Raw genomic sequence first — 26227 nt, forward strand, 5'->3', positions numbered from 1 at the left:
GACGACGATCATGACGACGCCCACGATTTCCGCATCCTTCTTCTCGCCCCACGCCCTCTCGGGCCGCGTGGCGGTGGTGACCGGTGGCTCCTCCGGCATCGGCCTGGCGACGGTCGAGCAGCTTCTGGATTGCGGCGCCGCCGTTGCGCTGTGCGGCCGCAATGCCGAGCGCCTCGATAGCGCCGTGGCCACCCTGCGTGCCAAGCGCCCGCAAGCCAAGCTCTTCGCCCGCACCTGCGATGTGCTCGATCCCGCCGCCGTACAGAGCTTCGCCGCCGAGAGCGAGGCCGCGCTCGGCCCGGCCTCCATGCTCATCAACAACGCAGGCCAGGGCCGCGTGTCGACCTTTGCCGACACCGAAGACAAGGCCTGGACCGAAGAGCTGAACCTCAAGTTCTTCTCCGTCATCCATCCGACGCGCGCCTTCCTGCCGCAACTGGCGGCCCAGCGCGTCGTGCTTGGCGACGCCGCGATCGTCTGCGCCAATTCGCTACTCGCGCGCCAGCCCGAGCCGCACATGGTCGCCACATCGGCCGCACGCGCGGGGCTGCTCAACCTCGTGCGCTCCATGGCGACCGAGTTCGCGCCGCAGGGCGTGCGCGTCAACGGCATCCTCATCGGTCTGGTCGAGTCCGGCCAATGGCGCCGCCGCTTCGAAGCGCGCGAAGACAAGTCGCTCGACTGGTCCGCCTGGAGCAGTCAACTCGCCCACAGCAAACACATCCCGCTGGGCCGCCTGGGACTTCCGATCGAAGCCGCGCGTGCCATTCTTTTCCTCGCTTCGCCCCTCGCGTCCTACACGACGGGTGCCCACATCGATATCTCCGGAGGCCATTCCCGCCATGCATAACCCCACCAACACCGTGACCGTCGGCGCCGTCGTCGCGGCTTTCCTCGAACAGTGCGGCGTGAAGGCTGCGTTCGGCGTGATCTCCATCCACAACATGCCGATCCTGGACGCCTTCGCACAGCGCGGCGCGATCCGCTTCATCTCGGCACGCGGCGAAGCCGGCGCGGGCAACATGGCCGACGCCTATGCGCGCTCCACCGCCAGCCTGGGCGTGTGTGTGACCAGCACCGGCCCCGCCGCGGGCAACATCGCGGGCAGCATGGTCGAGGCGCTCACCGCCGGCGCGCCGCTGCTGCACATCACCGGCCAGATCGAGACGCCCTACATCGACAAGGGCATGTCGTACATCCACGAGGCGCCCGACCAGCTCACCATGCTCAAGGCCGTCTCCAAGGCCGCCTTCCGCGTGCGCAGCGTTGAGAACGTGCTCGGCACGCTCAAGCGCGCGGTGCAGGTCGCGATGACCGCGCCGACCGGCCCCGTGAGCGTGGAGATTCCAATCGACATTCAGTCGGCACTCACGACGATGCCGGCGGACCTGTCGCCGCTGCCCATCGAGGCCGCCGTGCCCTCGAAGGTTGGCCTCGATGCACTGGCTGCAAGCCTGGCCAAGGCCAAGCGCCCGATGCTGTGGGTCGGCGGCGGTGCGCGCAACGCCGGTGCGGCGATCAAGCGTTTGCAGAAGCTCGGCTTCGGTGTCGTCACGACCACGCAGGGCCGCGGCATCGTGCCGGAGGACGATGCCGGCTCGCTGGGCGCCTACAACATCCAGAAGCCCGTTGAGGACCTCTATCAGACCTGCGACGCGATGCTCGTGGTGGGCTCGCGCCTGCGCGGCAACGAAACGCTCAAGTACGAGCTGAAGCTGCCGCGCCCGCTGTACCGCATCGACGCCGACGCTGCCGCGGAAGGCCGCTGCTATGCCACCGACGCCTTTGTCTGCGGCGACTCTGCACTGGCGCTCGAAGGCTTGGCAGACCGCCTGGAAGCGATCAGGTACAAGGCTGACCCGAAGCTGTTGAGCGACCTGCGCGCGGCCCACGACCAGGTTGTGGCCACGCTGCGCGACGGCCTCGGCCCGTATGCCGAACTCGTGCGCCAACTGCAGGCCGTGGCGGGCCGCAACTTCAACTGGGTGCGTGACGTCACCGTCTCCAACAGCACCTGGGGCAACCGCGAACTGCGCGTGTTCGAACCCAGCGCTGGCGTGCACGCCACCGGCGGCGGCATCGGCCAGGGCATGCCCATGGCCATCGGCGCGGCCATCGGCGCGGCGGTGACCGGCTCCGGCCGCAAGACCTTCTGCCTGGCCGGCGACGGCGGCTTCATCCTCAACCTGGGCGAACTGGCCTGCATGGTGCAGGAGAAGGCCCCCATGGTGATCGTGCTGATGAACGACAAGAGCTACGGCGTCATCAAGAACATCCAGGACGTGCAGTACGGCGGCCGCCGCTGCTACGCCGAGCTGCACACGCCCGACTACGACCTGCTGTGCAAGTCGCTCGCGCTGCCGCATGCCCGCGTGAAGAGCCTGGACGAGCTGCCGGCGCGCCTGGACGAGGCGTTGTCGACCGATGGTCCCTTCCTGCTCGAGATCGACATGCTGTCGATCGGGGGCTTCAAGAGCACCTTCGCAGGCCCGCCGACCAACAAGATCACGCAGATCCCCGCGCTCGGCGTGTTGGGCAAGTGAGCGAGGCCATGAAGATGTCCGTGCCCGTCCTGCGCGTTGCACTCATCGGCTGTGGCGCCATCGGCACTGCCGCGCTCGAACTGTTGCGCGACGATGCGGGCCTGTCGGTCGCGGCGATCGTCGTGCCCGCCGATGCCTTCGAGGCCGCCCAGGCCGTCGCGCAGCGTCTGGCGTCCGGCGCGCAGGTGGTGTCGTCCGTGCCCGAGCAGGGCATCGACCTCGTGATCGAGGCGGCCGGCCACGCGGCGATCGAAGCGCACGTCCTTCCAGCCCTGCAGCGCGGCACGCCGTGCATCGTGGCCTCGGTGGGCGCGCTCTCGGCGAAAGGCTTGGCCGAGCAGCTCGAAGCGGCGGCAACAGCCGGCAGGACGCAAGTGCAACTGATCGCAGGTGCCATTGGCGCCATCGATGCGCTGGCTGCAGCCCGCATCGGCGGACTCGACAGCGTGCGCTACACCGGCCGCAAGCCGCCCCATGCGTGGAAGGGGACCCCGGCAGAGCAAGGCCGCGATCTCTCTGCGCTCAAAGGCGAAACCGTGATCTTCGAAGGCAGCGCCCGCGAGGCCGCAACGCTCTATCCGAAGAACGCCAACGTCGCTGCCACGGTGTCGCTCGCCGGCCTCGGTCTCGATCGCACCCACGTGCGCCTCATTGCCGACCCGGCCGTCGCCGAGAACGTCCACACGGTCGAAGCCGATGGCGCCTTCGGCAGCTTCGAGCTGACGATGCGCAACAAGGCGCTGGCGGCCAATCCCAAGACTTCCGCACTGACTGTCTACAGCGCCGTGCGGGCGCTGCGCAACCGCGTCGCGGCACTTTCGATCTGAAGCGAGGCACCTCTCATGATTTCCTCTGAACTGCTCCCCCTCAACATCGCGGGCGAATGGCGCCTCGGCGGCGGCGACGTGTACGAGAGCCTCTATCCGGCCACGGGCGAACCCATCGCGCGCCTGCAGGCCGCGAGCCTCGCCGATGTCGAAGAAGCCATCACCCGTGCGCACCACGCCTTCCTCACCAGCGGCTGGGCCCAGAAGCTGCCGCACGAGCGCGCCGCGGTGCTGCATCGCGTGGCCCACCTGATCCGCGAACAGGCCGAGACGCTGGCGCAGAAGCAGCGACTGGACAACGGCAAGCCCATCAGCGAGACGCGTGCCCTGGTGGCGAGCGCCGCGGGCACCTTCCAGTTCTTTGCCGCTGCGCTGGAGACGCTTGAAGAAACCATTACCCCATCGCGCGGCCCCTTCGTGACGATGAGCGTGCACGAGCCGATGGGTGTCGTCGCCGCCATCACCCCGTGGAACTCGCCCATTGCGAGCGAAGCGCAGAAGCTCGCGCCCGCACTTGCCGCCGGCAATGCGGTGGTCGTCAAGCCCGCCGAGGTCACCCCGGTGATGGCGCTCGAACTCGCCCGCATCTGCGAAGAGGCCGGCGTGCCCAAGGGCATCATCAGCGTGCTGCCGGGCAAAGGCTCGGTCATCGGCGACGCGATCACCAAGCATCCGCTGGTCAAGCGCGTGTCCTTCACCGGCGGCACCACGACCGGCAAGCACATCGCGCACATCGCGGCCGACAAGATGATGCCGGTGTCGCTGGAGCTCGGCGGCAAGTCGCCCACCATGGTGCTCGAAGACGCCGACCTCGACCATGCGGTCAATGGCGTGCTCTACGGCATCTTCAGTTCGTCGGGCGAATCGTGCATCGCAGGCTCGCGCCTGTTCGTCGCGCGCTCGATCTACGACGAGTTCCTGACGCGGCTCGCCGAAGGCGCCAACGCGCTGCGCGTGGGCGACCCGGCCTCGGAGCGCACGCAGATGGGTCCGCTGATCACCGCCCGCCATCGTGAGGGGATCGAGCGCTATGTCGAGCTCGGCGTGTCCGAGGGTGGACGTATTCGCACCGGCGGCGTGCGCCCGCACGGCAATGGGTTGGACCGTGGCTACTTCTACACGCCGACCATCCTCGAAGGCCTGACCAACAACGCGCGCATCAGCCAGGAAGAGATCTTCGGGCCGGTGCTCGTCGCGATGCCCTTCGACAACGAGGAAGAGTTGATCGCGCAGGCCAACGACAGCGTCTACGCGCTGGCCGCGGGCGTGTGGAGCCGTGACTTCAAGCGCGCCTGGCGCCTGGGCCGTGCGGTGCAGGCCGGCACGGTCTGGGTCAATACCTACAAGCAGTTCTCCGTCTCCACGCCCTTCGGCGGCTGGCGCGACAGCGGCCTGGGCCGCGAGAAGGGCCGCGAAGGCATCTTCCAGTACATGGAGCAGAAGAGCATGTACTGGGGCACGAACGAGCAGCCGCTGCCGTGGGCAAACGCGTGAACACGGAGAAATTGAAATGAGCGTACTGGGCATCGACCAAATCACCTACGGCGCGGACGACCTCGCCACCTGCCGCACCTTCTTCCAGGACTGGGGCCTGACCCTGAAGTCCGAGGCAGTCGACGAACTCGTCTTCGAGTGCCTGAACGGGTGCCGCGTCATCGTCGCCGCGCTGGACAAGCCCGGCCTGCCGCCGGCCATCGAAGAGGGTCCGACCCTGCGTGAAGTGGTCTGGGGCGTCGAGAGCGACGCCGACCTCGACCGCTACGCGGCTGCCATCGCCAAGGATGCCGGCTTCGTCGACAGCGTTGTCGATGGCGGACGTCGCATCGGCTGCACCGACCCCAACGGCCTGGCCGTGCGCCTGCAGGTCAGCCGCAAGCACCCTATCGACATCGAATGCGGTGCCATGAACACCTGGAACGCCAAGCCGCGCATCAACCAGGCGGCGCCGGTCTATGAGCGTGGAACGCCGATCGAAGTCGGCCACGTGGTGTTCTTCGTCAGCGACGTGAAGGCGACGAGCGCTTTCTACGGCGACCGTTTCGGCTTCGTCGCGTCGGACAGCTACCCCAACCGGGGTTCGTTCATGCGCTGCGCACCCAGCGGCGGCCACCACGATCTCTTCCTGCTGCAACTTCCTTCGGGCAAGCGCGGGATCAACCACGTGGCCTTCACCGTGCGCGACATCCACGAAGTGTTCGGCGGTGGCCTGCATTTCTCGCGCAAGGGCTGGGAAACGCAATTGGGCCCGGGCCGGCATCCGGTGTCGTCGGCGTACTTCTGGTACTTCAAGAACCCGGCCGGTGGGCTGATCGAGTACTACGCCGACGAAGACCAACTCACTGCCGAATGGCAGCCGCGCGAGTTCGAACCGGGTCCGACGGTGTTCGCCGAATGGGCCGTGGATGGCGGGTTGGACGGCAATACGCGTCGTCAGAAAAACGTCGAAGGCCCCCAGGGCAAGTTCCTCACAGAAAAGAAATGAACGCACTCAACATGAATCGCCGCGCCTCGCTTTTCCGTGTTTTCGGCACGGCGCTCCTTTCTATCGCCGCCGTGACGTCCGCCTATGCACAGAGCGACTCGCAGAAGCAGCTTGCCAGCAATCGCTTCACCATCATCTCGCCGTTCCCGCCCGGTGGTCCGGTCGACACGCTGGCACGCATGCTGTCGGAAGGCCTCGGCAAGCGCTACGGCCAGGCTGCAGTGGTCGAGAACGATGCAGGCGCGGCCGGCAACATCGGGATGGACAAGGTCAAGCGCGCCAAGGGCGATGGGCACACGCTGCTGGTCGTGCCGGCGGGAAATCTCACGATCAACCCGACGCTGATGCCGAACTTCCCGTTCAACATCGAGAAGGACTTCGTGCCGGTCACGATGCTCGCCAAGGCGCCGAACGTGCTGGTGGCTTCGCCGGCGTCGGGCATCAAGAGCGCGAAGGACCTCGTCGCGATGGCGAAGGCCAAGCCCAACACGCTGTCGTATGCGTCGCCGGGTGTGGGCAGCGGCCTGCATCTCGCGGGCGAGCTGTTCAAGCAGCAGGCCGGCGTCGATCTGCTGCATGTGCCTTACAAGGGCACGGGCCCGGCGCTCAACGACGTCCTCGGCGGCGTGGTGCCGCTGATGTTCAGCAATCTGCCCGCAACGCTCCCTTTCATCAAGAGCGGCAAGCTGGTCGCGCTCGGCGTGACCGAAGCGAAGCGCACACCCGTCGCGCCTGAAATCCCGACGCTGGCGGAGCAGGGCATCCAGGGCGTGAACGTGACCTCTTGGTACGGCCTGCTGGCCCCCGCCGGCACGCCGCAGGCCGTCGTCGACCAGCTCGCGAAGGACGCGGCCGAGATCCTGGCCACGCCCGAAGTGCGCGAACGCCTGCAGACGCAGGGCATGACCAGCGCTGCGATGAAGCCGGCCGAGTTCGCTGCCGCGATGCGCGAAGAGACGGCGGTGTGGGCCAAGATCATCAAGGCCCGGAACATCGTCGCCGAATAAAAACAGGAACAGGAGACTTACGTGACAACGAGCGAATCCACCATCGGCATCGTCGGTGCCGGCATCGGCGGGCTGGTTGCCGCCATCGCGCTGCGCCGCGCGGGGCACGACGTGATCGTGTTCGAGCAGGCGAAGGAATTCGCCCGCGTCGGTGCCGACATCAACCTGACGCCCAACGCAGTGCGCGCACTCGACGGCCTCGGCGTGGGCGAGGCAGCCCGCGTGACGGCGGCGCGTCCATCGCACCGCATCAGCCGGACCTACGACACGGGCGAGGAAACCTCGCGCCTCGAAATGGCCGACTCGGCAGAGCAGCGCTATGGCGCGCCGCAACTCACCATTCACCGTGCAGACCTGCTGGCCGCGCTGGCCGACATGGTGCCGGCCGAATGCGTCGCGCTGGGCAAGCGCGCCAAGTCGATCGTCCCCGACGACAAGGGCGTGAGCCTGAGCTTCGAAGATGGCACCAGCGTGCGCGTCGGTGTGCTGATCGGCGCGGACGGCATCCACTCGGCAGTGCGCACCGCAATGTTCGGCGCCGAAAGCCCGCGCTTCACGGGCATCGTTGCCTATCGCGCCGTGGTGCCGGCCGAGCGCGTGTCCGCTGTGCCGAACCTGGGCGCCTTCACCAAGTGGTGGGGCCCGAATCCGGAGAGCCAGATCGTGACCTTCCCGCTCAATCGCGGCAAGGACATCTTCATTTTCGCGACCACGCCGCAAGATACCTGGCACCTGGAATCGTGGACCGCGCCCGGCAGCGTCGATGAACTGCGCGAGCAATACGTGGCCTATCACCCCGATGCACGCGCGCTGCTCGACGCCTGCGACACGGTGCTCAAGACCGCGCTGTACGAACGCGATCCGATGACGGCCTGGGCTTCCGGCCGCATGGTGCTGCTTGGCGACGCGGCGCACCCGATGCTGCCTTTCATGGCGCAGGGCGCCGGGATGGCCATTGAAGACGCCGTGGTGCTTGCGCGTCATCTCGAAGGCATCGCAGCCGGCGACGCGCCCAAGGCGCTCAAGCGCTACGAAGAGGCCCGCATCGAGCGCGCCAGCAAGATCCAGCTCGGCTCGCGCGGCAACAACTGGTTGCGCGAAGGCGGCAATGCCGACTGGGTCTACGCCTACGACGCCTGGGCCGTGCCCGTGGCGGCCCAGACCGCAACTGCAACTGTAAGCGCGAGCACGCAATGAGCACCACGCCCGTCGCTTCGCCGAACCTGCTTCTCACGATCGTGATGAAGCACCACCCCGGCCTCACGCTGGACGACGTGCAGTCGCGCATGAAGTCCAGCGACTGGTGGGAATCTTTCCCGCCCGAGGGCACGCGGGTCGTTTCGTGGACGGTGGCGATGGGCCTGGGCCAGATCCTCACCCTGGAGCTGCCACCCGAGAAGCTGCCGCTGGTGAACCTCGAACTCGAACGTCGTGCGTGGGGCGTGTTCAGCACCGAGTGCTATGCGACCTACGACTTCGTTCCGGTGCGCGAACGCATTCGCGAGCGCGTACGCAACGGCGGCCAGTGAGGCCGCACCGATCGCCTTCTGTTTTTTCCGCACGTCCAACCTACCCCGATGGAGCGAACCATGACTGACCGAAACCTCGAACCGCACCAAGCGCGCACGCGTACCCCCACCACCTACGAAGACCTGCTCGGCGACGCGATCGAGCGAGCCTATGCGGCAGGCATCCATGACCTGCCGGGCCTGGTGGAGGCGCTCAACAACAGCGGCCTGACCAGCCCCAGCGGCAAGCTCTGGACCGAGGCCATCTACCGCGAAGAGATCGCTGCCCTGGGCGTGTGATCCGTCGCGACATCAATTTTCTTCCCTTCAAGAGGAACCATCATGACCATCATTCCAATCGAGCCGGTCGACCAACTTCTCGAAATCGGCCTCAAGGATCTCTGGTATCCGATCTGCCCGTCGTCCTTCATCAAGGAATCGCCTGTCTCGCTGCGCCGCCTTGGCCGCAAGTTCGCCTTCTGGCGCGATCACGCCGGCAAGCTGCACGCGCTGGAAGACCGCTGCCCGCACCGCGGCGCACCGCTGTCGCAGGGCGTGATCCTCGGCGACCGCCTGTCGTGCCCCTACCACGGCGTCGAAGTGCGCTGCGACGGCGTGGTCATGAAGGTGCCCGGAAGCCCCGGCTGCAAGCTCGAAGGCTCGCAGGCCACGCGCTTCTTCCACGTGGAAGAGAAGGCCGGCGCCGTCTGGCTCTACAACGGCAAGGAGTCGGTCGAGACGCCGCCGCCGCTGGTGCTGCCCGAGCAGCTGACCAATGACGACGAATACTCGTCCTTCCTCTGCTACGCGGAGTGGAAGGGCGACTACCGCTACGTGCTGGACAACGTGATGGACCCGATGCACGGCACCTTCCTGCACAAGCAGTCGCACTCGATGGCCGAGGGCGATTCGACCGCCAAGTTCGGCATCCGCCAGACCGACACCGGCTTCGTGTTCGAGAAGGAAGGCCAGCGCAACGTCAACTTCGACTGGACCGAGTGGGCTGATACCGGTATGCACTGGATGCGCCTGGAGATTCCGTACCCGAAGACCGGCGGCCCCGGCGGCAACTTCATCATCATCGGCAGCTACACGCCGATTTCGCCGACGCTGTCGTGCGCCTTCCACTGGCGCGTGCGCAAGCTGGCAAAGGGCTGGGAGCGCGACACCTGGCGCTTCCTCTACAAGAACCGCCTGGAAGCGCGTCACTGGCACGTGCTCGAACAGGACCGCGTGCTGATCGAGAACATGGAGCCCGATGCCAACCAGCACGAGCAGCTCTACCAGCACGACCTCGGCATCGTCCGCCTGCGTCGCCACATGCGCGGCCTGGCGCAGCAGCAGCTCGAAGGCACGCAGGAAGCATGACAACCCAAGCCGCCATGCCGGTCCGTCGCGTCGCTTGCGAAGCGGTGCCCGATCTGCCGCACGCCACCTGGTCCAACGCACTGGTCGTCGGGCAAGAGGTGGTGCTGTCCGGACAGACCGCGCATCCCGCGACACGCGATGCCGCACAGGCAGGCGCGCCGCTGGGCGCCTACGAGCAGACGCTCGTGGTGCTGCGCAAGATCCAGGCATTGCTGGAAGCGGCTGGCGGCGGCGTGCACAACATCGTCAAGCTCGTCGTGTACGTGACCGACATCGCGGACAAGGACGAAGTCGGACGTGCGCGACGAGAGTTCTTCGCGCAGGCGCCCGGAGCGTCTTACCCGGCCTCCACCCTGGTGGCGGTGCAGGCGCTCGTGTTTCCTGAACTCCGCGTCGAGATCGACGCATTCGCGCGGCTCGATGTCGACCTGCGCACGGCCCACTGAATCGAATCGTTTCTCCCGAGGTTCCCGCCATGTCATCCCCCACGCTGAACGCCCTGGTGCACACGATGCGCTACGAAGCCGACGGCATCGTCAGCGTCGAATTCCGCCCGGCTGCGCCGGAAGTGGATTTCCCCGCTTTCGAGGCCGGCTCCCACATCGACCTTCACCTGCCCAACGGACTGGTGCGCAGCTATTCGCTGTGCAACCCTTCGAGCGACCGCCAGCGCTATGTGGTCGGCGTGCTCAACGACCGCAAGAGCCGTGGCGGTTCGCGCTACGTGCACCAGCAGTTGCGCGTGGGCATGACGCTGCCGATCTCGGTGCCGCGCAACAACTTCAAGCTGGAAGAGGGCGCCGAGCGTTCGGTGCTGGTGGCCGGCGGCATCGGCGTGACGCCCATCTGGTGCATGCTGCAGCGCCTGGTGGCGATCGGCAAGCCGGTCGAGCTGCTCTACTGCGCACGCACCCGCAAGGAGGCGGCCTTCTGCGAAGCCATCGGCGCACTGGCGGCCGAAAAGGGTGTGCAGCTCACCTGGCACTTCGACGAAGAGAAGGGCGGACCGCCGGATCTCGCGGCGCTGCTGGGCGGCAAGGGCGCCGACAGCCACTACTACTGCTGCGGCCCCACGCCCATGCTCGACGGTTTCGAGAAAACCTGCGAGAAGCTCGGCTACCCGAACGCGCACATCGAACGCTTTGCCGCGGTGCACGTCGAAGCGCCCAGCGCAACACAAACCTACCTGGTCGAGTGCGCGAAGAGCGGCAAGACGGTCGAAGTGCCACCGGGCAAGTCCATCCTCGACAGCCTGATCGATGCCGGCCTGAACCCCGACCACAGCTGCAAGGAAGGCGTTTGCGGCGCCTGCGAAACGAAGGTCATCTCGGGTGAGATCGACCACCACGACGGCATCCTCACCAAGCTGGAACGCGCGTCGAACAAGACCATGATGATTTGTGTCTCGGGTTGCAAGCGCGGGCCACTTGTCCTCGACATCTGAACGACCTGCCAGTTTTCCCAAACTCCCTAAAAAATCATGAAGAAGAAAATTGTGGCCGTGGCCGCGTGCACGGTCGCGTCCTGGGCCTGCGCGCAATCGAGCGTGACCTTGTTCGGCGTGGTCGACGCCGCGGTGACCTACACCACCGGTTCAGGCCCGGTCTCAACCAGCAAATGGCAACTGACGAACAGCGCGAACACCTTCAGCCGCCTCGGCTTCCGGGGCACCGAAGACCTGGGTGGCGGCTATGCGGCGGGCTTCTGGCTCGAAGCCGGCCTGATGAACGACACCGGCAGCGGCTATTCCACCAACACCAACAACCAGGCCAGCGGCAACACGCAGCCCGGCGGCCTGACCTTCAACCGCCGTTCCACGGTCAGCATTTCCGGCCCCTTCGGCGAAGTGCGCGCGGGCCGCGACTACACGCCTACCTTCTGGAACACCGCGCTCTTCGACCCGTTCGGAACGGGCAGCGGAATCGGCGCCAACCAGATCTACTTCTCGAGCCTGGGCGGCCTCAGCTCGCCGACCGGCACGCGTGCGTCCAACAGCGTGGGCTATTTCCTGCCCCCCAACCTTGCCGGCTTCTACGGCCAGGTGATGTATGCGATGGGCGAGAACAATTCGGATGCGGTCCTGCCGGGCCCCGTGCCGCTGTCCACGAAAGACGATGGCGACTACGCCGGCGTCCGCGTGGGCTACCTCAACGGTCCGTTCAACATCGCTCTGTCTACCGGCAAGACCAAGAACGCCATTGGTGACTTGCGCGTGACGAACGTGGGTGCGTGGTACACCTTCGAGTCGCTGATGAGCCTGAAGCTCATGGGCGAGTACTACGACGAATCGCAAGGTTCCGTGGACGGCAAGGGCGCGCTCGTGGGCTTCATCCTGCCGATCGGCGCCAGCGAGATCAAGGCCTCGTACGGACGCTACAAGCGCGAGCTCGCCGGCAACTTGCCCGACCCGACCTCTTCGAAGATCGCTCTGGGCTACATCTACAACCTGTCGAAGCGCAGCGCGGTCTACGCGACGGTCGCGCGACTGACCAACAGCAACGGCGCGGCGCAGGCGCTCGGTGGCGTGATGACCTCGCCGAACCATGCGTCGACCGGCACCGAATTCGGAATGCGCCACGCGTTCTAGCGCGGGCGAACAAGTCCACCCAAGGAGCAAAGCAATGCAAGCCAGACAGTTTCGTTGGTACGGCGTCATCACGTTGTTCGTGATCGTCGCCATCTCCTACATCGACCGGATCAACATCGCGGTCCTGATCACCGACGCCGGATTCCTGGATCACGTCGGGATCGCGAAAAGCGACCGGGTGAGCCAGGGACTGCTGGCAACCGCCTTCATGGTCGGTTACGGCATTTCGGCGTTCGTGCTGACGCCGTTCTGTGCGGCACTCTTCGGGGTTCGAAAGAGCCTGGTGTTCGGATTGCTGCTGTGGGGCGTGGTCACCTTCATCACGCCCTGGTTCAACGGCTATGGCATGCTGCTGGCGTCCCGCATCCTGCTCGGGGTGTCGGAAGGGCCGCTGTTCTCGCTGGCTTCGTCGTACATCAAGGCGCATTTCGAGTCGCATGAGAACGGCAAGCCCAATTCCTTCGTCAACATGGGCACCGGCCTCGGACTGGCGCTCGGCTATCCGATGATCGGGTTGCTGCTCGCCAGCTTCCACTGGGAAGTGTCCTTCTATGTGCTGGGCTTGCTGAACATCGCGCTCGGCATTCCGCTGGTGATCGCCTTCGTGCGCATGCCGGCCCCCTACGCGGACATGCGCAAGCCGGCTTCGTTCGGCGAGGCCATGACGAAAGTGGGCGACATCGTGAAGGGTGCGCTGCACACGCGCTACCTGGTGCTGATCACCGTGCTGACTTCGGCGACGCTGGCCTATCTCTGGGGCAGCAGCAACTGGCTGCCGACCTACTTGAAGGAGGCGCGCGGATTCTCGCTCCGCGAGATGGGCTGGCTCGCATCGTTGCCGCAGTACGCCACCGTGGTCGCGGTGATGGTGGGCGGCGTGATCATCGACAAGATCGAGCGTCGGCGCGTGCCCTTCATCTTCATGGGGGCGAGCCTCGGCGTTGCGTTGGCGGTGCTGCTGGCCATCAATGCGCAGGATCGCTACTGGGCGGCCTATGCGCTCATCGCTGCCAACTTCTGCTGGGGTCTCGCCAGCCCGGCCATTCCGAGCACCGTGCAGTACTGCTCTCGTCCGGAACACGTCGCGAGCGCATTCGGCGTCGTCAACGGCACGGGCAGTCTGGTCGCAGGCTTCATGCCGGCGGTCATGGGTGGCGTGATCAGCGCAGTCAGCGCAGGGCCGGGGACCTCCGGCGGCGCGGCCTCGGGGTTCTTCGCGGGCTTCTCCCTGCTGATCGGCACGCAGGCGATCGTGTTCATCTGCGGCTTCATCCTTTGGCTGAGGGAGCGCCATGTGTCGGTGGCCGGGGTGAGCGCTACGCCAGCCTGAGAGGCCTAGAGCCCGAGATAGGCGCGCCGAACCCGATCATCTTCGAGCAGTTCGGCGCCCGTCCCTTCGAGCGTCATCGAGCCGTTCTCGAGCACGTAGGCGCGCTGGCAGAGTTCGAGCGACTCGACGACGTTCTGCTCCACCAGAACCACGCTCAGGCCGCTCTGGTGCAGCGACGCGACGACGTCGAACATCTGGCCCGTCAGCGCCGGAGAAAGACCGAGCGAAGGCTCGTCGAACATGATCAGTGAAGGATTGGCCATGAGCGCGCGGCCGATGGCGAGCATCTGCTGCTCGCCGCCCGAGAGCGTTCCGGCGCTCTGGGTGCGTCGCTCGGCGAGCTTCGGAAAGCTGGCGTAGACGCGCTCGAAGTTGCGGACCTTGTCCGCCCGCGCACGACGGAGCACGGCGCCGAGGCGGAGGTTCTCTTCCACCGACAGGCTGGGGAAGATCTGCCGTCCTTCCGGCACCTGGGCGATGCCCAGCTCGCAGACCACGGGGCTCGATGAACCGGCGATCTCGCGCCCGTTGAAGCGGATGCTGCCCGAGCGCACCGGCGTCATACCGGCAATCGCGCGGATCAGCGTCGTCTTGCCCGCGCCGTTGGCGCCGACGATGGAGACGATCTCGCCGGGCAGGATATGAAAGCTGACCCCGCTGAGCGCCTGGGCCTCGCCGTAGAAGGCCTGCAGGTCCGTGACTTCGAGCAGGGGAGCGGGGCTGCTAGTGGTGTTCACGCTGGGCCTTTCGTCCGAGATAGCTTTCAATGACACGCGGATCCTGCGTGACTTCCTGGGGTGCGCCTTGCGTGACCAGTTCGCCGTGATGGAGCACCACGACGTGGCTTGCCACCGACATGAGGATGCGCATCACATGCTCGACCAGCATGATCGTCAGGCCGCCCGCGTTGAGTTCGCGCAGCACGTCGATGACGGCGTTCGCCTCGCTCGGGCGCAGCCCGGCCATCACTTCGTCGAGCAACAGGAGCTTGGGCTGCGTGGCGAGGGCCTTCGCGAGTTCGAGCATCTTGCGATCCGGCAGCGTGAGGTGGACGGCGAGCACATCGAGCTTGTGCCCGAGGCCCACGCGCCGCAGGGTTTGCGCGGCGACTTCGCGGGCTTCCTGCAGATGGGTCGCGTGCAGGAGCGCGCCGACCGTGGCGTTCTCCAGCACCGTCATCTCGAGCAGCGGACGCACGACCTGGAATGTGCGCGCGACGCCGCGTCGGCAAACCTGTTCCGGAGGCAGTCCGGTGAGCGGCTGGCCTTCGAAGAGGACGGAACCGGTGGTGGGCGTCTGCGCGCCCGCGATCATGCTGAAGCAGGTGGTCTTTCCGGCGCCGTTCGGCCCGATCAGGCCGACGATGGCGCCAGGCTGGACGTCGAAGCTGACATCGTTGACGGCAGTCAGCCCGGTGAAGCGCTTGGTGAGGCCGCGCACGCTCAGGAGTGCGTTGTTCATTGCAGCCCCCACGCTCGGCACTTCGTGTCCTCGCCGCCCCCCGAGGGGGCGCGAGCTTGCTTGGGGCGGCTCGGCGCTGCGCTCATCGCGTGGCCTCCGCGGGTGCTGCCGCTGTCTTCGCACCGCGTGCATCGCGGCCGCTCCGGCGCCGCACCAGCGAGGCAATCGCCGGCGACATGCCGTTCGGCAGGAAGCCGATGACAACCAGCACCAGCACGCCGTAGATCAGCGTGTTGAAGCCGAAGATGTTCATGCTCTGCGCCAGTTGGTTCGAGAACTCCGTCACCGGAATGACGAACAGCGCACCGAGGATCGGGCCCAGCAGAGTGCCGAGGCCGCCGAGGATCGGCGCCACGATCATCTCGATCGAGAAATGCATGCCCATGATGGTTTCCGGGAACAGGCTGCCGTTGAACAAGGCATAGAAGGAACCGCCCACGCTGGTCATGGCCGCGCTGATCATCACGGCGACGATCTTCAGGCGCAGCGCCGGCACGCCGATGGCACGCGCGGCGTCTTCATCTTCACGGATCGCGCGCCAGAAGTAACCCAGGCGCGAGCGTGTCAGCGCGGTGCACAGCGCCAGGGCGAGACCGCACAGCACCAGGAAGGCAAGGTAGTAGAAGGTCGTGCCGCCGCGGAGCGTGAGCAGCGGATGGCCCGCGCCCACGGTCTTGAGAAAGTACCCGCCGTTGCCGCCGACGAAGCTCCAGTTCTCGAACAGCATCCGGCCCATTTCCGCGAAGGCGATGGTCAGCAGCGTGAAGTAGATGCCGCGCACCGCGAAGCGAAAGCCGAGCCACGCGATGACGGCGCCGGCTGCGGCGCTCAGCATGACACCCACAAGGATGCCCAGCCAGGGCGATACGCCGAAAGTGCCGATGGCCACGGCCGCCGAATAGGCGCCGATGCCCGCATAGAGCGCGTGCCCGAGGGACAACTGGCCGACGAAGCCCATCATGAGGTTCCACGCCTGGCCGAAGAACGCGCACATCAGCACGAGCGTCAGGAGTGACAGGTATGACTCGCTCACCGCCAGCGGAAGCAGCGCGAGCGCGACAAAGCACAGCGCCGTGGGCAGCAGCGCCTGGAAATGCCAGCGATTCATCGACGCCTCCCGCCGAACAGCCCTTCGGGTCGGACCAGCAGCATCACGATGAGCAGTCCGTACGAGATCATGGATTTCATGGCCGGGTTGATGAGCAGGGCGGCCAGACTCTCCGACACGCCGATGAGAATGCCGCCGACCAGCGCCCCCACCAGGCTGCCGAGGCCGCCGATGATGACCGTCACGAAGGCGACCATCGTGAAGCCCTGCGCCAGCGTGGGCTGCACGTCGAAGATCGGCGCGACGAGCGCGCCCGCGGCACCGGCGCATGCGAGGCCGATGCCTGCGGTGACCGCGTACACATGCTTGACCCGGAGGCCGATGGCTTGTGCGCCGACCTGGTTGTCCGCCGCAGCGCGGATCGATGCGCCGGTCAGCGAGAAGCGCAGGTACGCGAGCAGCAGCACGATCAGCAGCAATGCGGCGACGCCGCCCTGCAGCCGGACCATGTCGAGCCGCAGCGCGCCGAGCGACACCACTTCGAAGTTCGCGGGTGAACTGATGCTGCGCGTATCGGGACCGAAGACGATCAGGTGGATGCCGGTGATGACAAAGGCCAGCCCGATGAACAGGATGAACTGCACATGGTGCGGCCTGCGGATGAAGCGATTCACGAAGGTGGCCTGCAGCAGATAGCCCAGGCCGAACATCGCAACGGCCGCGATCGGCATCGCGACCCACGGCGGCAGCGCGAAGGCAGTCCACAGCGCATAGCCGAGGTACATGCCGATGACCACCATTTCGCCGTGCGCGAAATTGACGATCTTCATTACGCCGAACATGATGGTCAGCCCCAGCGCGACGAGCGCGTAGATGAGGCCGATGAGCACGCCGCCGGCCACGACGTTTGCGTAGAGGTCGAACATGGGGCTGGCCGCGGATCAGCGCTGGTCGAAGGGCTGCATCGGGAAGTTCGGCGTGGCCACCGCGACGTCCTTCGGACCGACCACGATCGGCGCGCCATTGCGGTTCTGCAGCATCACGACCCCGATGTTGGGGTTCTGGCCCTTCTCGTTGAACACGATCGGGCCGCCGTACATGACGTGGTCGGTGATGTTCGTCGTCTTGAGCGCCGCGTGCAGGGCGGCCGGGTCGGAGGACTTCGCGCGCTTGACCGCATCGGCGACGATCTCGACCGCCTCGAAGGAGAAGCCCACATTGAGTTCGAAGCGCTGGCCCTTCTCGGTGCGCTCGTAGCGCTCGACCAGCGCCTTGGCGCGCGGGTTCTGCGGGTTGTACCAGGGCACGCAGATCATGTAGTCGTCGCCGTACTTGCCGACTGCGTCGGTGAACGCGCGCTCGTAGGGACCGGCGCTGCCCGGGCCGATGATGGCCATCGGGTTGAAGCTCTGCTTCACTGCTTCGCGCACGATCATGATCGCGTCGTTCACGCGCGTGAGCGGCAGCAGCAGGTCCGCGCCGCTCGCCTTGGCCTTGGCGACTTCGACCGACAGGTCCTTGGCTTTGACGTCATAGCCGATCTTGTCGACGATCTTGATCGGCACGTTCTGCTTGTCCCACAGCGCGGAGACACCCGCCAGCGCGGCCTGCCCGTAGGTGTCGTTCACGTAGAGCAACACGGCCGTCTTCGGCGGCTTGGCCGAGGAGGCGGCGAGTTCCTTGATGCGCACCACGGCGTTGTCGATCAACGAGGTGACGGGCGTGAAGTTGCGGAAGACCTGCGTGAAGCCCTGCTCGGTGATCTGCGGCGCCGAGCCGATGTTGATCACCAGCGGCACCTTGGCGGCTTCGGCAGCTTGCGCGGCCGAGATCGTGGCACCCGTGTCCCATGCACCGATGAGCACGGAGCAGCCTGCGCGGATGAGCTTCTCGGCGGCGACGCGGCCGTTCTCCGGCTTGGATTCGGTGTCGGCGAACATCAGTTCGAGTTCCGGGCCGCCTTGCTCCTTGTTGATGAGCGCGCCGAACTCGATCCCCTTGCGCGCAGCCTGTCCGGACGACGCGTAGACGCCGCTGGTCGGGAGCAGCACGCCGACCTTGGTGGGCGTCGCGGCGCGTGCCGAAAGAATCGGCAGCGCGCCCACGGCGGCTGTGGCGGCCGTCAACTGGACGACTTTTCTGCGGGTGAAGAGGGGAGCAGTCATGTGGGGCTTTCTCTGGGCTGGGGTTGAGGGAGGGGGGTGGGGCTGACGGTGGCTGGCCGACGTTTCACTTCAGGAGGTCGCGCAACCAGGCCTGGCACTGGTCGGCACCTTCGAGCGGCCAGTCGACGTTGATCGTCTTGTCGAGTTGGCGCACCTCGATGCGGATGAAGCGACCGGAGCCGGCAAGGCTTGCCGAACGGCCGGGTTTGCTGCCGATCAGGCGGGACCACCAGGTGGAATCGTTGCGGCTGTCGGCTGCATCGGCGGGTGCGTCGACCACGGTTGCGGTCGCGACAACGGGGGCCGGCGCGGTGGCAGGACGGGCAGCCGGAGTGGCGGGCGCCATCGCCGGGGCGGGCGTCTTGGCCGCCACAGGAGCGGGCGCAAGTGCAGGCGCGCGTGCTGCTGTTGGCGCCGGAGCGGGCAAGACGCCGCCATCGATCCGCGCAACGAGGTTGGTGCCGAATTCCTCCCACATGCGATCGGCCTTGGTCTTCATCACGCTGAGGCCGAAGGTGCCCAGGCGGCCCAGCACGTCGACCTGAACCTTGATGCGCAGTTCAGTGCCACCCTCGGCCGTGGGCGTGAGGAAGATCTCGCTCTGCTGCTTCAGCGAACTTGCGACCGACGCATCCTCCCCCGTGCCTTCGGCGCGCAGGTAGCTCGGCGCGCGCTGCTCCACGATGGTGGTGCGCAGCTTGAACTTGGCGTTGATGAACGCGATCTTCACGTGCATGAGCGCCACGTACTCGACGTCGCTCACGACCTCGATGGACTTCATGCCAGGTACGCAGCCGCCCATCACTTGCGGGTCGAGCAGCAGGGCCCATACGCGTTGCGGCGGTGCCGCGACGGTCAGTGTCTTTTCAATTTCCACGCATCTTCTCCGCGGCGGTCAGGATGGATTCGACGATCTGCGTGTAGCCCGTACAGCGGCAGAGGTTGCCGTTGAGGCCATGGCGCACTTCGTCGACGGTCGGGTCGGGGTTGTTCTTCAGCATGGCGCACGAGGTCATGAGAAAACCTGGCGTGCAGTAGCCGCATTGCAGGCCGCCGCATTGCATGAAGCTCTCCTGCAGCGGGTGCAGTTCGTCGCCGTTGCCAAGGCCTTCAACGGTGGTGATCTCGCGCCCCTGGACTTGCACGGCGAGCATCAGGCAGGACTTGACGACTTCACCGTCGACCAGCACCGAGCAGGCGCCGCAGATGCCGGTTTCGCACCCGCGCTTGGTGCCGGTGAGATGCAGGTCATCGCGCAGGAAGTCCGACAGCAGGCGGCGTGCCGGCACGTCGACGCTGCAAGGCTCGCCGTTGACGATGCATTCGATGCGGTGTTGGCTCATTGCTCGGCCCCTTCATGGATATCGATGCCGAACAGTTCGGCGACGGTGCGGCGCGCGACGATGCGCACCATGTCGCGGCGGAAATCCGCCGAGCCGCGCGTGTCCGACACCGGTTCGATGTCGGCGGCGACGATGTCGGCCACTTCGGCCGCGATGTCGGCGGTGACCGTGCGGCCTTCGAGGAAAGCCTCGGCGCGCCCAAGCCGCGTCGGGATGGGCGTCGATGCGCCCACAGCGAGTCGTGCCTCGCGGCACAGCACGCCCTCGCGCCGGGCGATGAATGCGACGCTGGCGAGCGGCCGATGCTCCGCTGCCGTGCGCAGGAAGCGCGAATACACACCGGAGGTGCCGGCCGCGAGCGGCGGCACGCGGATCTCGACCACCATCTCGTCAGGCTCCAGCGCCGTGACGTAGTAGTCGACGAGGAATTCCTCGATGCCCAGCACGCGTTCGCCGCGTGCACTGCTCAGCACGACCTTGGCGTCGAGCGCCATCAGGCAGCCCGGCGGATCGGTGGACGGATCGGCATAGCAGAGGTTGCCGCCGATCGTGCCCTGGTTGCGCACTTGCGGATTCGCGACGCGCGACGCCATGCTTGCGAGCACCGGGTAGTGCGTGCGCACGACGGGCGAATTCGCCACGTCCGCATGGCGCGACAGGGCGCCGATGCGCAAGCCGTGCCGCTCGTCGAAGTCGATGCCGCGAAGCTGCTCCAGGCGGGCGAGCGAGACGAGGTGCGTCGGCGTCAGCATGCGCTGGCGCATGCCGAGCATCAGTGCGGTGCCGCCGGCAATGGCGCGGCAGTCGTCGCCGAGGTCGGCGAGCATGCGGCTGGCCTCGTCGATGGTGGTCGGTTCGAGGTAGTCGAAATCACGCATGGCTGATCTCCTTTGCGTCCTTTGCGTTCAGCTCGCGCAGCCCCGCGAGGATCTTTTCGGGCGTGATCGGCAGGTCGGTGATGCGCACGCCGACAGCGTCGTAGACCGCATTCGCGATGGCCGGCGCGCCGGGGAGGATGGCCGTCTCGCTCGCGCCTTTGGCACCGTAGGGGCCGTTCGGGTCGTTCGATTCGACGAAGCCGCCGCGCAGCAGCGGCACGGCGTCTGCGGTGGCCATCGTGTAGTCGGCGAAGTTGCCGTTCATCAGGCGACCGCCGTCGAGCTGCATCTGCTCGTACAGCGTCCAGCCGATGGCCTGCACCGTCGCGCCGTTGGTCTGGCCGTGGATGGCGATGGGGTTGAGCGCCTTGCCGCAGTCGTCGGCGACGTAGCTGTCGAGCACGGTGACCTGGCCGGTCTCGGTGTCGACTTCCACTTCCACCGCTTGAGCGGCGAACGAATAGGCCGGCGCGATGTTGCCGTAGACCTTGTCGTCGTGCATGACGGTCTTGGCGTCCCAGGTGCCGCTGACCTGGATGCCTTCGCCACCATGGGTCCAGATGTGGAGCTTCGCGAGTTCGGCAATCGACGCGCGGCGCTCGGGCGCATCGGCGACGAACACGGCACCGCCGGCCATCTTGAGTTGGTCGACGGGCACGTCCCACTTCTTGGAAGCGAGCGCGAAGAGCTTGTCGCGCGCCATGCGGGCCGACACGATGGCAGCGTTGCCGGCCGCGATGGTCACGCGCGAAGCGAGTGAGCCGATGGCGATGGGCGAGGTGTCGGTGTCCGGCGGCACCACGTACATGTGGGCGAGGGGCAGGTCCAACTCGTGCGCGACCACCTGGCTCAGCATGGTCATCGCGCCCTGGCCCATGTCGCATTCGCCGCTCATGATGAAGACGCGGCCGTCCTCGTTGATCTTGACGACGACGGTGGAGCCGTCCCAGTTGCCGATGGTGCGGTTGCCGCTGACGTGCATCGCCGCGGCCATGCCGACACCGCGGCGCTTCACGCCGTGCGATTTCGGCGCCGCGCGCCTGGCTTGCCAGCCGATCGCTTCGGTGGCCTGGTCGATGCACTCGACGAGGCCGGTGCTGCCGATGTGCCATCCGTGGACGGACACTTCGCCGGCGCCAATGGCGTTGCGCTTGTGAATCTCAACCGGGTCCAGGCCCAGCATGCCGGCCATCGTGTGGATGTGGCTGTTGAGCGCGAACTGCATCTGTGTACCGCCGAATCCGCGGAAGGCGCCGTGCGGCGGGTTGTTCGTGTAGACCAGCGTGGCGTGCGATCGCACGTTGGGGTTGCGATGCATGTTGTCGCTGCGCATGGCGGTCACGTGCATCACTTCGCCGGAGAGTCCGCTGTAGGCACCGCATTCGGCGACGATGCGCACGTCCTTGGCGACGATCCGTCCGTCGCGGTCCATGCCCAGCTTGAGCGTGATGCGCTCCGGGACGCTGGAGCAGGCCGCGAGGAAGTCTTCGAGCCGGTTGTTGACCAGCCGCACCGGCTTGCCTGTCTTCACGGCGAGCAATCCGGCGATGAGGTTGTTGGCGTCTTCCACCATCTTTCCGCCGAAGCCACCGCCGGTGGTTGCCTGGATCACGCGGATGCTGGAGATGGGCCGTTCCAGCGCGGCGGCCAAGCGCAGCCGGGCCTGGGTGACGGATTGCGTCGAGGTCCACACCACGAGGCGCCCGTCCGGGTCGATGCTGGCGACGGTGCCCATCGGCTCGAGGTAGCCGGGGTATTGGGCATGCGTGTCGTAGGTGGCTTCGTGGATCACGTGCGCCGCGGCGAAGCCGGCTTCGATGTCGCCACGCTCGAAGCGGATTTCGTGCGCGACGTTGTCGCGGCCCGGATGCACGCCGGGCGCTTCCTCATCCATCGCCTCTTCGGGCGTGAGGATCGCGGGGAGCTCTTCGTACTCGACGCGGATCAGGTCCAGCGCGTCGCGGGCGATCTCCTCGGTCGTCGCTGCGACGGCTGCGACTTCTTCGCCGGCAAAGCGCACCACGCCTTCGGCCAGGATGCGTCGCTCCTTGTGATGCACGCCCCACATGGCGCGTGGGGCTTCGGCGCCTGTGAGCACAGCCTTCACGCCCGGCAGCGCCAGCGCTTCAGACGTGTCGATGGAAACGATGCGCGCGTGGGGGTAGGGGCTGCGAAGCACCTTGCCATGCAGCATGCCGGCCACCTTGAGGTCGCCCGCGTAGATCGCCCGGCCCAATACCTTGGACCGCGCCGTCACCTGCGGTATGTCGGTACCCAGCGTCGAAGCGCTGGCGGGCGGAAGATCTGGAGGATTGCGCATGGTTTGAAGTCCTCGAAAGTGGCCCGTCTGCAGGTTGCAAGGCGAGAGTGATCCATTAGTGAAACGTTGATTCACCAATGAATGCTCATTGTCGAGGATCAAGTTGATGCATCAACTTGCCGCAAACGCCAATTGACGTGGCGTAAGTAATCGTGTAGGAAATGGAACTGGAAGCGCTGACCTGCGCGTCATTGACTTGGAACACAATGCGCGCCACATGACAGACGAAAGCAAGACCATTTCCGCTGCCTCGGCCGACGCGAAGCCCACGCCCTGGACCCACCTGGATGAAGCGGGCACCACCCTGACGGTGGATGCATTCATCACGACGATGATGAGTCAGGTGGGCAACGCCTTGAGGCGCACGATCACGCTGCCTTATGCCGATCAGTTCGGCTTGTCAGTGTCTGAATGGCGCGTGCTGGCGCTCGTGGCGCACGCCGAGACCGTGGCGTTCAGCGACCTGGTCGTCCAGTCGACATCCGACAAGGCACTCGTCAGCCGAACCCTCAAGCTGCTCGAGAGCCGAGGACTGGTTCAACTGAGTTCCGAAGGGAACACGCCGCGCAAGAAGGTCTTCTGCACCGTCACGCCGGAAGGCAAGAAGCTTCATGCCGAGGCGATTCCGATCGCGCGCAGGCGGCAGGCCGCGGCGATCCGCGTGCTCGAGCCGGCAGAGAGGGATGCGATGTACCGCGCGCTCATCAAGCTGCGCGAGTACTGCCGGGTGGAGGAAGAGGGGGAAGAGGCCCGAGAAGGACGAGGAGGTCACGAGGACGATTCCCCCGATTCGTCTTCCCTAGACATTTGATTCGCCTGCAACGGGAATCGGGAGCCGCCACGGAACCGGCTTAGCCGGGCCGTCGGCGGCGCCCCCCCCCGAAGAGGGGGGTGGGCGAAGCGACACGAAGTGCGCGCAGCCTGGGGGGTCAGTTCTTGTACGACGGGTCGACGCGGTCCAGCTTGCGGATGAGGGACGGCCAGACGAAGGCGCCGCCCATTCCGCCGGTCTGCACCTTCATCGCATGGCCCACGCCTTCGACGATGCGCGGATCGACTTGCGTGAGTTCGCCGCCGCCAGCCTGTGCCGCGATCTGGATCTGGCAGGTGTTCTCGAAGGTGTACATGCTGAGGAAGGCATCGGCGATGGTCTTGCCCACCGTCAGCAGCCCGTGATTGCGCAGCATGAGGAAGTTGGCCTCGCCCATGTCGGCCTGCAGGCGCGGCTTTTCGTCGTCGCGGAAGGCGACGCCTTCGTAGTCGTGATAGGCGAGCGAGGCCAGCACGAAGGTGGATTGCTGGCTGATCGGCAGCACGCCGTTCTTCTGCGCGCTCACGGCGATGCCGGCCCGCGTGTGGGTGTGCAGCACGCACTGGATGTCTTCGCGCGCCGCATGCACGGCGCTGTGGATCACGAAGCCCGCCGGATTGACGGGGTAGGGCGAGTCGATCACCTTGTTGCAGTTCTGGTCGACCTTGACCAGGCTGGAGGCCGTGATCTCGTCGAACATGAGCCCGTACGGATTGATCAGGAAATGATGTTCCGGACCCGGAACGCGCGCGCTGATGTGCGTGAACACGAGGTCGCTCCAGCCGTACAGCGCGACCAGCCGGTAGCAGGCCGCGAGGTCGACGCGCAACTGCCATTCTTCGGCGCTGACAAGCTTCTGGATCTCGGAGGGGGAGGTGGCGTTCATGGTGGGTCTCCTGGCGGAATCTGGCGGTGGGGATCAGGTGGTGGCCGGTTCGGATGTCACGGCCGACTTGTAGATGCTCTGGCGTGGCTGCGCCATCACACGCCGAAGCATCGGCTCGAATTCGCTGATCGGCAAGGTCTCGGCCTTCGGGTCGAAGGCCGGGTTGTCATAGAGCTCGCAGAACTCGGCGGTGCGCTCGAAGTGGGGATGGCTGCGGAAGTTCTCGCGCATGTCGCGATCCAGGCCGATGTGATGGAAGAAATAGTGGCCCTGGAAGATGCCGTGGTGCTGCACCATCCAGTGGTTCTCCTCGCTCACGAAGGGCTTGAGGATGGCGGCGGCGATGTCCGGATGATTGAAGGTCCCGAGCGTGTCGCCGATGTCGTGCAGCAGCGCGCACACCACGTATTCCTCGTCGCGGCCATCCCGCAGGGCGCGTGTGGCGGTTTGCAGCGAATGCGCATAGCGGTCGATGGGGAAGCCGCCGTAATCGCCTTCGAGGATCTGCAGGTGCTTGATCACGCGCCCGGGCAGGGCGCCTGCGAACTGCATGAACTCGCCGCCGATCAGTTGCCAGTCTTCCCGCGTGCTGTCTTGCATGCGGGTGAAATTCGCTCTTGCGTTCATCGTGAGGTCTCCTGTGGGTGTGAGGCACTGTAGACCTCGGCTTGCTTTCAAACTGTCGTGAATTTGACAGTCGCCGTCAAAGGTATTCGACGTTGCCGTCGACACTGATCGCCTGACCGCTGACGTTGCGCGCCGCCGGCGAGCAGAGGAACAGCGCCATCGCGGCCACGTCTTCGGCGCTGACCATGCGGCGCAGCGAGATCTTGTTCAGGTACTGCTCGCGCATCGCGTCGACGCCGACGCCGGTCGCCGCGGCGCGCGCGGCGATGACACTCTGCATGCGCTCGCCTTCCACCGTGCCAGGGAGGATCGCATTGACGCGGATGCCGTGCGGGCCAAGCTCGATGGCGAGAGATTTCATGAGACCCACGATCGCCCACTTGCTCGACGCGTACGGCGTTCGGAAGGCATAACCCAGTCGTCCGGCGACCGAACCGATCGCGATCAGGCACGGGCTGGCGCTCGACTGCTTCAGCAGCGGTACCGCGCGGCGCGCGAAGTAGTACTGGCTGTTCAGGTTGACCGCGATCGTGCGTTCCCAGCCGCCTGTGTCGACGCTTTCGATCGCCCCCGTGGGACCGGCAATACCGGCGTTATTGACGAGCACGTCGAGCCCGCCGAGTGTTCCCTTCACGTCGTCGAACACGAGATCGACATCGGCGGCGACAGAGGCGTCGGCCATGCTTGCCATGATGCCCGGCGCCTGCGCGTTCAATCGATCGAGAGCGGCACGATCGATGTCGCACACGTGCACGCGCGAGCCCGCTTCATGAAAGGCGCGTGCAATCGTGGCGCCGATACCGCTGGCGGCTCCTGTGACGAGGACGCGCAGGTCGCGCGCCGGACGAAGTGAATCCAGGATGGGCATGTGAGTCTTTCCACTACCGCGGGTCGATGCCCAACGGTGCGTTGGCGCCATCACCGACGGGCGCCGATCACTCAAGTCTCACCTGATGGACGTGCGAACCCAATGTGGCGCGCGCACACTTTTGCGGGCCAAACAATGTGGCCGTCCGCTGCCGCACGGTGATCGGTA

General features: G+C 66.2%; 27 protein-coding genes. 15 read left to right on the top strand and 12 right to left on the bottom strand.

The features are described from left to right. Positions 1–10 precede the first annotated feature (10 nt). Genes AC1DN9_RS15225 through AC1DN9_RS15290 form a run of 14 tightly spaced genes read left to right on the top strand, consistent with a single transcriptional unit; the run spans position 11 to position 13652 of the window. Complete coding sequence (locus tag AC1DN9_RS15225; protein WP_478101525.1) at positions 11–850, top strand: SDR family oxidoreductase; 840 nt, start codon at positions 11–13, stop codon at positions 848–850. Next, entirely contained in the window at positions 843–2543 is a 1701-nt protein-coding gene (locus tag AC1DN9_RS15230; protein WP_478101527.1) for a thiamine pyrophosphate-binding protein, read from the top strand. Before AC1DN9_RS15225 ends, AC1DN9_RS15230 begins: the two co-directional genes overlap by 8 nt. Before the next feature lie 8 nt (positions 2544–2551). After that, entirely contained in the window at positions 2552–3370 is an 819-nt protein-coding gene (locus AC1DN9_RS15235) for an aspartate dehydrogenase (RefSeq protein WP_478101529.1), read from the top strand. Positions 3371–3385: 15 nt separating this feature from the next. Then, positions 3386–4864: an aldehyde dehydrogenase gene (locus tag AC1DN9_RS15240; RefSeq protein WP_478101531.1), complete on the top strand. Its 1479-nt coding sequence runs from the start codon at positions 3386–3388 to the stop codon at positions 4862–4864. Between the two features lie 16 nt (positions 4865–4880). Next, entirely contained in the window at positions 4881–5852 is a 972-nt protein-coding gene (locus AC1DN9_RS15245) for a VOC family protein (protein ID WP_478101533.1), read from the top strand. After that, the gene (locus tag AC1DN9_RS15250) at positions 5849–6859 is read left to right on the top strand and encodes a Bug family tripartite tricarboxylate transporter substrate binding protein (protein ID WP_478101535.1); all 1011 of its coding nucleotides are present in this window, start codon (positions 5849–5851) and stop codon (positions 6857–6859) included. The genes AC1DN9_RS15245 and AC1DN9_RS15250 overlap by 4 nt, the downstream gene beginning before the upstream one ends. Positions 6860–6880: 21 nt before the next feature. After that, the gene (locus AC1DN9_RS15255; RefSeq protein ID WP_478101537.1) at positions 6881–8056 is read left to right on the top strand and encodes an FAD-dependent monooxygenase; all 1176 of its coding nucleotides are present in this window, start codon (positions 6881–6883) and stop codon (positions 8054–8056) included. Beyond that, a complete protein-coding gene (locus AC1DN9_RS15260; RefSeq protein WP_478101539.1) occupies positions 8053–8388 on the top strand; it encodes a hypothetical protein in 336 nt (111 codons plus the stop codon). Before AC1DN9_RS15255 ends, AC1DN9_RS15260 begins: the two co-directional genes overlap by 4 nt. 60 nt (positions 8389–8448) lie before the next feature. After that, positions 8449–8667, top strand: coding sequence for a recombinase-like helix-turn-helix domain-containing protein (locus tag AC1DN9_RS15265; protein WP_478101541.1), 219 nt, complete (start codon positions 8449–8451; stop codon positions 8665–8667). 42 nt (positions 8668–8709) lie between these two features. Further along, on the top strand, positions 8710–9735 hold the full coding sequence (locus tag AC1DN9_RS15270; RefSeq protein ID WP_478101543.1) for a Rieske 2Fe-2S domain-containing protein: 1026 nt from the start codon (positions 8710–8712) through the stop codon (positions 9733–9735). Then, on the top strand, positions 9732–10181 hold the full coding sequence (locus AC1DN9_RS15275) for a RidA family protein (protein WP_478101545.1): 450 nt from the start codon (positions 9732–9734) through the stop codon (positions 10179–10181). Before AC1DN9_RS15270 ends, AC1DN9_RS15275 begins: the two co-directional genes overlap by 4 nt. Positions 10182–10210: 29 nt before the next feature. Next, positions 10211–11179, top strand: coding sequence for a PDR/VanB family oxidoreductase (locus tag AC1DN9_RS15280; protein WP_478101547.1), 969 nt, complete (start codon positions 10211–10213; stop codon positions 11177–11179). 36 nt (positions 11180–11215) lie between these two features. Next, positions 11216–12322 carry a porin gene (locus tag AC1DN9_RS15285; protein ID WP_478101549.1) on the top strand — a complete coding sequence of 369 codons (1107 nt, stop codon included), beginning with the start codon at positions 11216–11218 and terminating at the stop codon, positions 12320–12322. A gap of 34 nt (positions 12323–12356) precedes the next feature. Further along, the gene (locus AC1DN9_RS15290; RefSeq protein WP_478101551.1) at positions 12357–13652 is read left to right on the top strand and encodes an MFS transporter; all 1296 of its coding nucleotides are present in this window, start codon (positions 12357–12359) and stop codon (positions 13650–13652) included. Between the two features lie 5 nt (positions 13653–13657). Here the strand turns inward: AC1DN9_RS15290 and AC1DN9_RS15295 are convergent, their stop codons facing one another. The 9 genes from AC1DN9_RS15295 to AC1DN9_RS15335 all read right to left on the bottom strand — a co-directional run bounded on the left by AC1DN9_RS15295 (position 13658) and on the right by AC1DN9_RS15335 (position 22867). Continuing rightward, complete coding sequence (locus AC1DN9_RS15295; RefSeq protein WP_478101553.1) at positions 13658–14389, bottom strand: ABC transporter ATP-binding protein; 732 nt, start codon at positions 14387–14389, stop codon at positions 13658–13660. Beyond that, positions 14376–15113 carry an ABC transporter ATP-binding protein gene (locus tag AC1DN9_RS15300; protein ID WP_478101555.1) on the bottom strand — a complete coding sequence of 246 codons (738 nt, stop codon included), beginning with the start codon at positions 15111–15113 and terminating at the stop codon, positions 14376–14378. Before AC1DN9_RS15300 ends, AC1DN9_RS15295 begins: the two co-directional genes overlap by 14 nt. Before the next feature lie 82 nt (positions 15114–15195). Next, a complete protein-coding gene (locus AC1DN9_RS15305) occupies positions 15196–16221 on the bottom strand; it encodes a branched-chain amino acid ABC transporter permease (RefSeq protein ID WP_478101557.1) in 1026 nt (341 codons plus the stop codon). After that, positions 16218–17087 carry a branched-chain amino acid ABC transporter permease gene (locus tag AC1DN9_RS15310; protein WP_478101559.1) on the bottom strand — a complete coding sequence of 290 codons (870 nt, stop codon included), beginning with the start codon at positions 17085–17087 and terminating at the stop codon, positions 16218–16220. The genes AC1DN9_RS15305 and AC1DN9_RS15310 overlap by 4 nt, the downstream gene beginning before the upstream one ends. A 15-nt stretch (positions 17088–17102) precedes the next feature. Next, positions 17103–18326 (bottom strand): ABC transporter substrate-binding protein, encoded by a 1224-nt coding sequence (locus AC1DN9_RS15315; protein WP_478101561.1) that lies wholly within the window; start codon positions 18324–18326, stop codon positions 17103–17105. Positions 18327–18390: 64 nt separating this feature from the next. Continuing rightward, the gene (locus AC1DN9_RS15320) at positions 18391–19203 is read right to left on the bottom strand and encodes a CoxG family protein (RefSeq protein ID WP_478101563.1); all 813 of its coding nucleotides are present in this window, start codon (positions 19201–19203) and stop codon (positions 18391–18393) included. After that, on the bottom strand, positions 19193–19669 hold the full coding sequence (locus tag AC1DN9_RS15325; protein ID WP_478101565.1) for a (2Fe-2S)-binding protein: 477 nt from the start codon (positions 19667–19669) through the stop codon (positions 19193–19195). The genes AC1DN9_RS15320 and AC1DN9_RS15325 overlap by 11 nt, the downstream gene beginning before the upstream one ends. Continuing rightward, complete coding sequence (locus AC1DN9_RS15330; protein ID WP_478101567.1) at positions 19666–20547, bottom strand: FAD binding domain-containing protein; 882 nt, start codon at positions 20545–20547, stop codon at positions 19666–19668. Before AC1DN9_RS15330 ends, AC1DN9_RS15325 begins: the two co-directional genes overlap by 4 nt. Beyond that, positions 20540–22867, bottom strand: coding sequence for a xanthine dehydrogenase family protein molybdopterin-binding subunit (locus tag AC1DN9_RS15335; RefSeq protein ID WP_478101569.1), 2328 nt, complete (start codon positions 22865–22867; stop codon positions 20540–20542). The genes AC1DN9_RS15330 and AC1DN9_RS15335 overlap by 8 nt, the downstream gene beginning before the upstream one ends. Before the next feature lie 217 nt (positions 22868–23084). On the opposite strand from AC1DN9_RS15335, the gene AC1DN9_RS15340 reads away from it, so the two are divergent. Further along, positions 23085–23678: a MarR family winged helix-turn-helix transcriptional regulator gene (locus AC1DN9_RS15340; protein WP_478101571.1), complete on the top strand. Its 594-nt coding sequence runs from the start codon at positions 23085–23087 to the stop codon at positions 23676–23678. Positions 23679–23796: 118 nt separating this feature from the next. Here AC1DN9_RS15340 and AC1DN9_RS15345 read toward each other — a convergent pair whose 3' ends face one another. From AC1DN9_RS15345 to AC1DN9_RS15355, 3 genes are all read right to left on the bottom strand, one after another. Then, positions 23797–24564, bottom strand: coding sequence for a class II aldolase/adducin family protein (locus AC1DN9_RS15345; protein ID WP_478101572.1), 768 nt, complete (start codon positions 24562–24564; stop codon positions 23797–23799). Positions 24565–24597: 33 nt separating this feature from the next. Next, entirely contained in the window at positions 24598–25191 is a 594-nt protein-coding gene (locus AC1DN9_RS15350; RefSeq protein WP_478101574.1) for an HD domain-containing protein, read from the bottom strand. Positions 25192–25267: 76 nt separating this feature from the next. Next, positions 25268–26059: an SDR family oxidoreductase gene (locus tag AC1DN9_RS15355; protein ID WP_478101576.1), complete on the bottom strand. Its 792-nt coding sequence runs from the start codon at positions 26057–26059 to the stop codon at positions 25268–25270. Positions 26060–26227 lie beyond the last annotated feature (168 nt).

The sequence above is a fragment of the Variovorax sp. 05L425 genome (assembly GCF_056397705.1).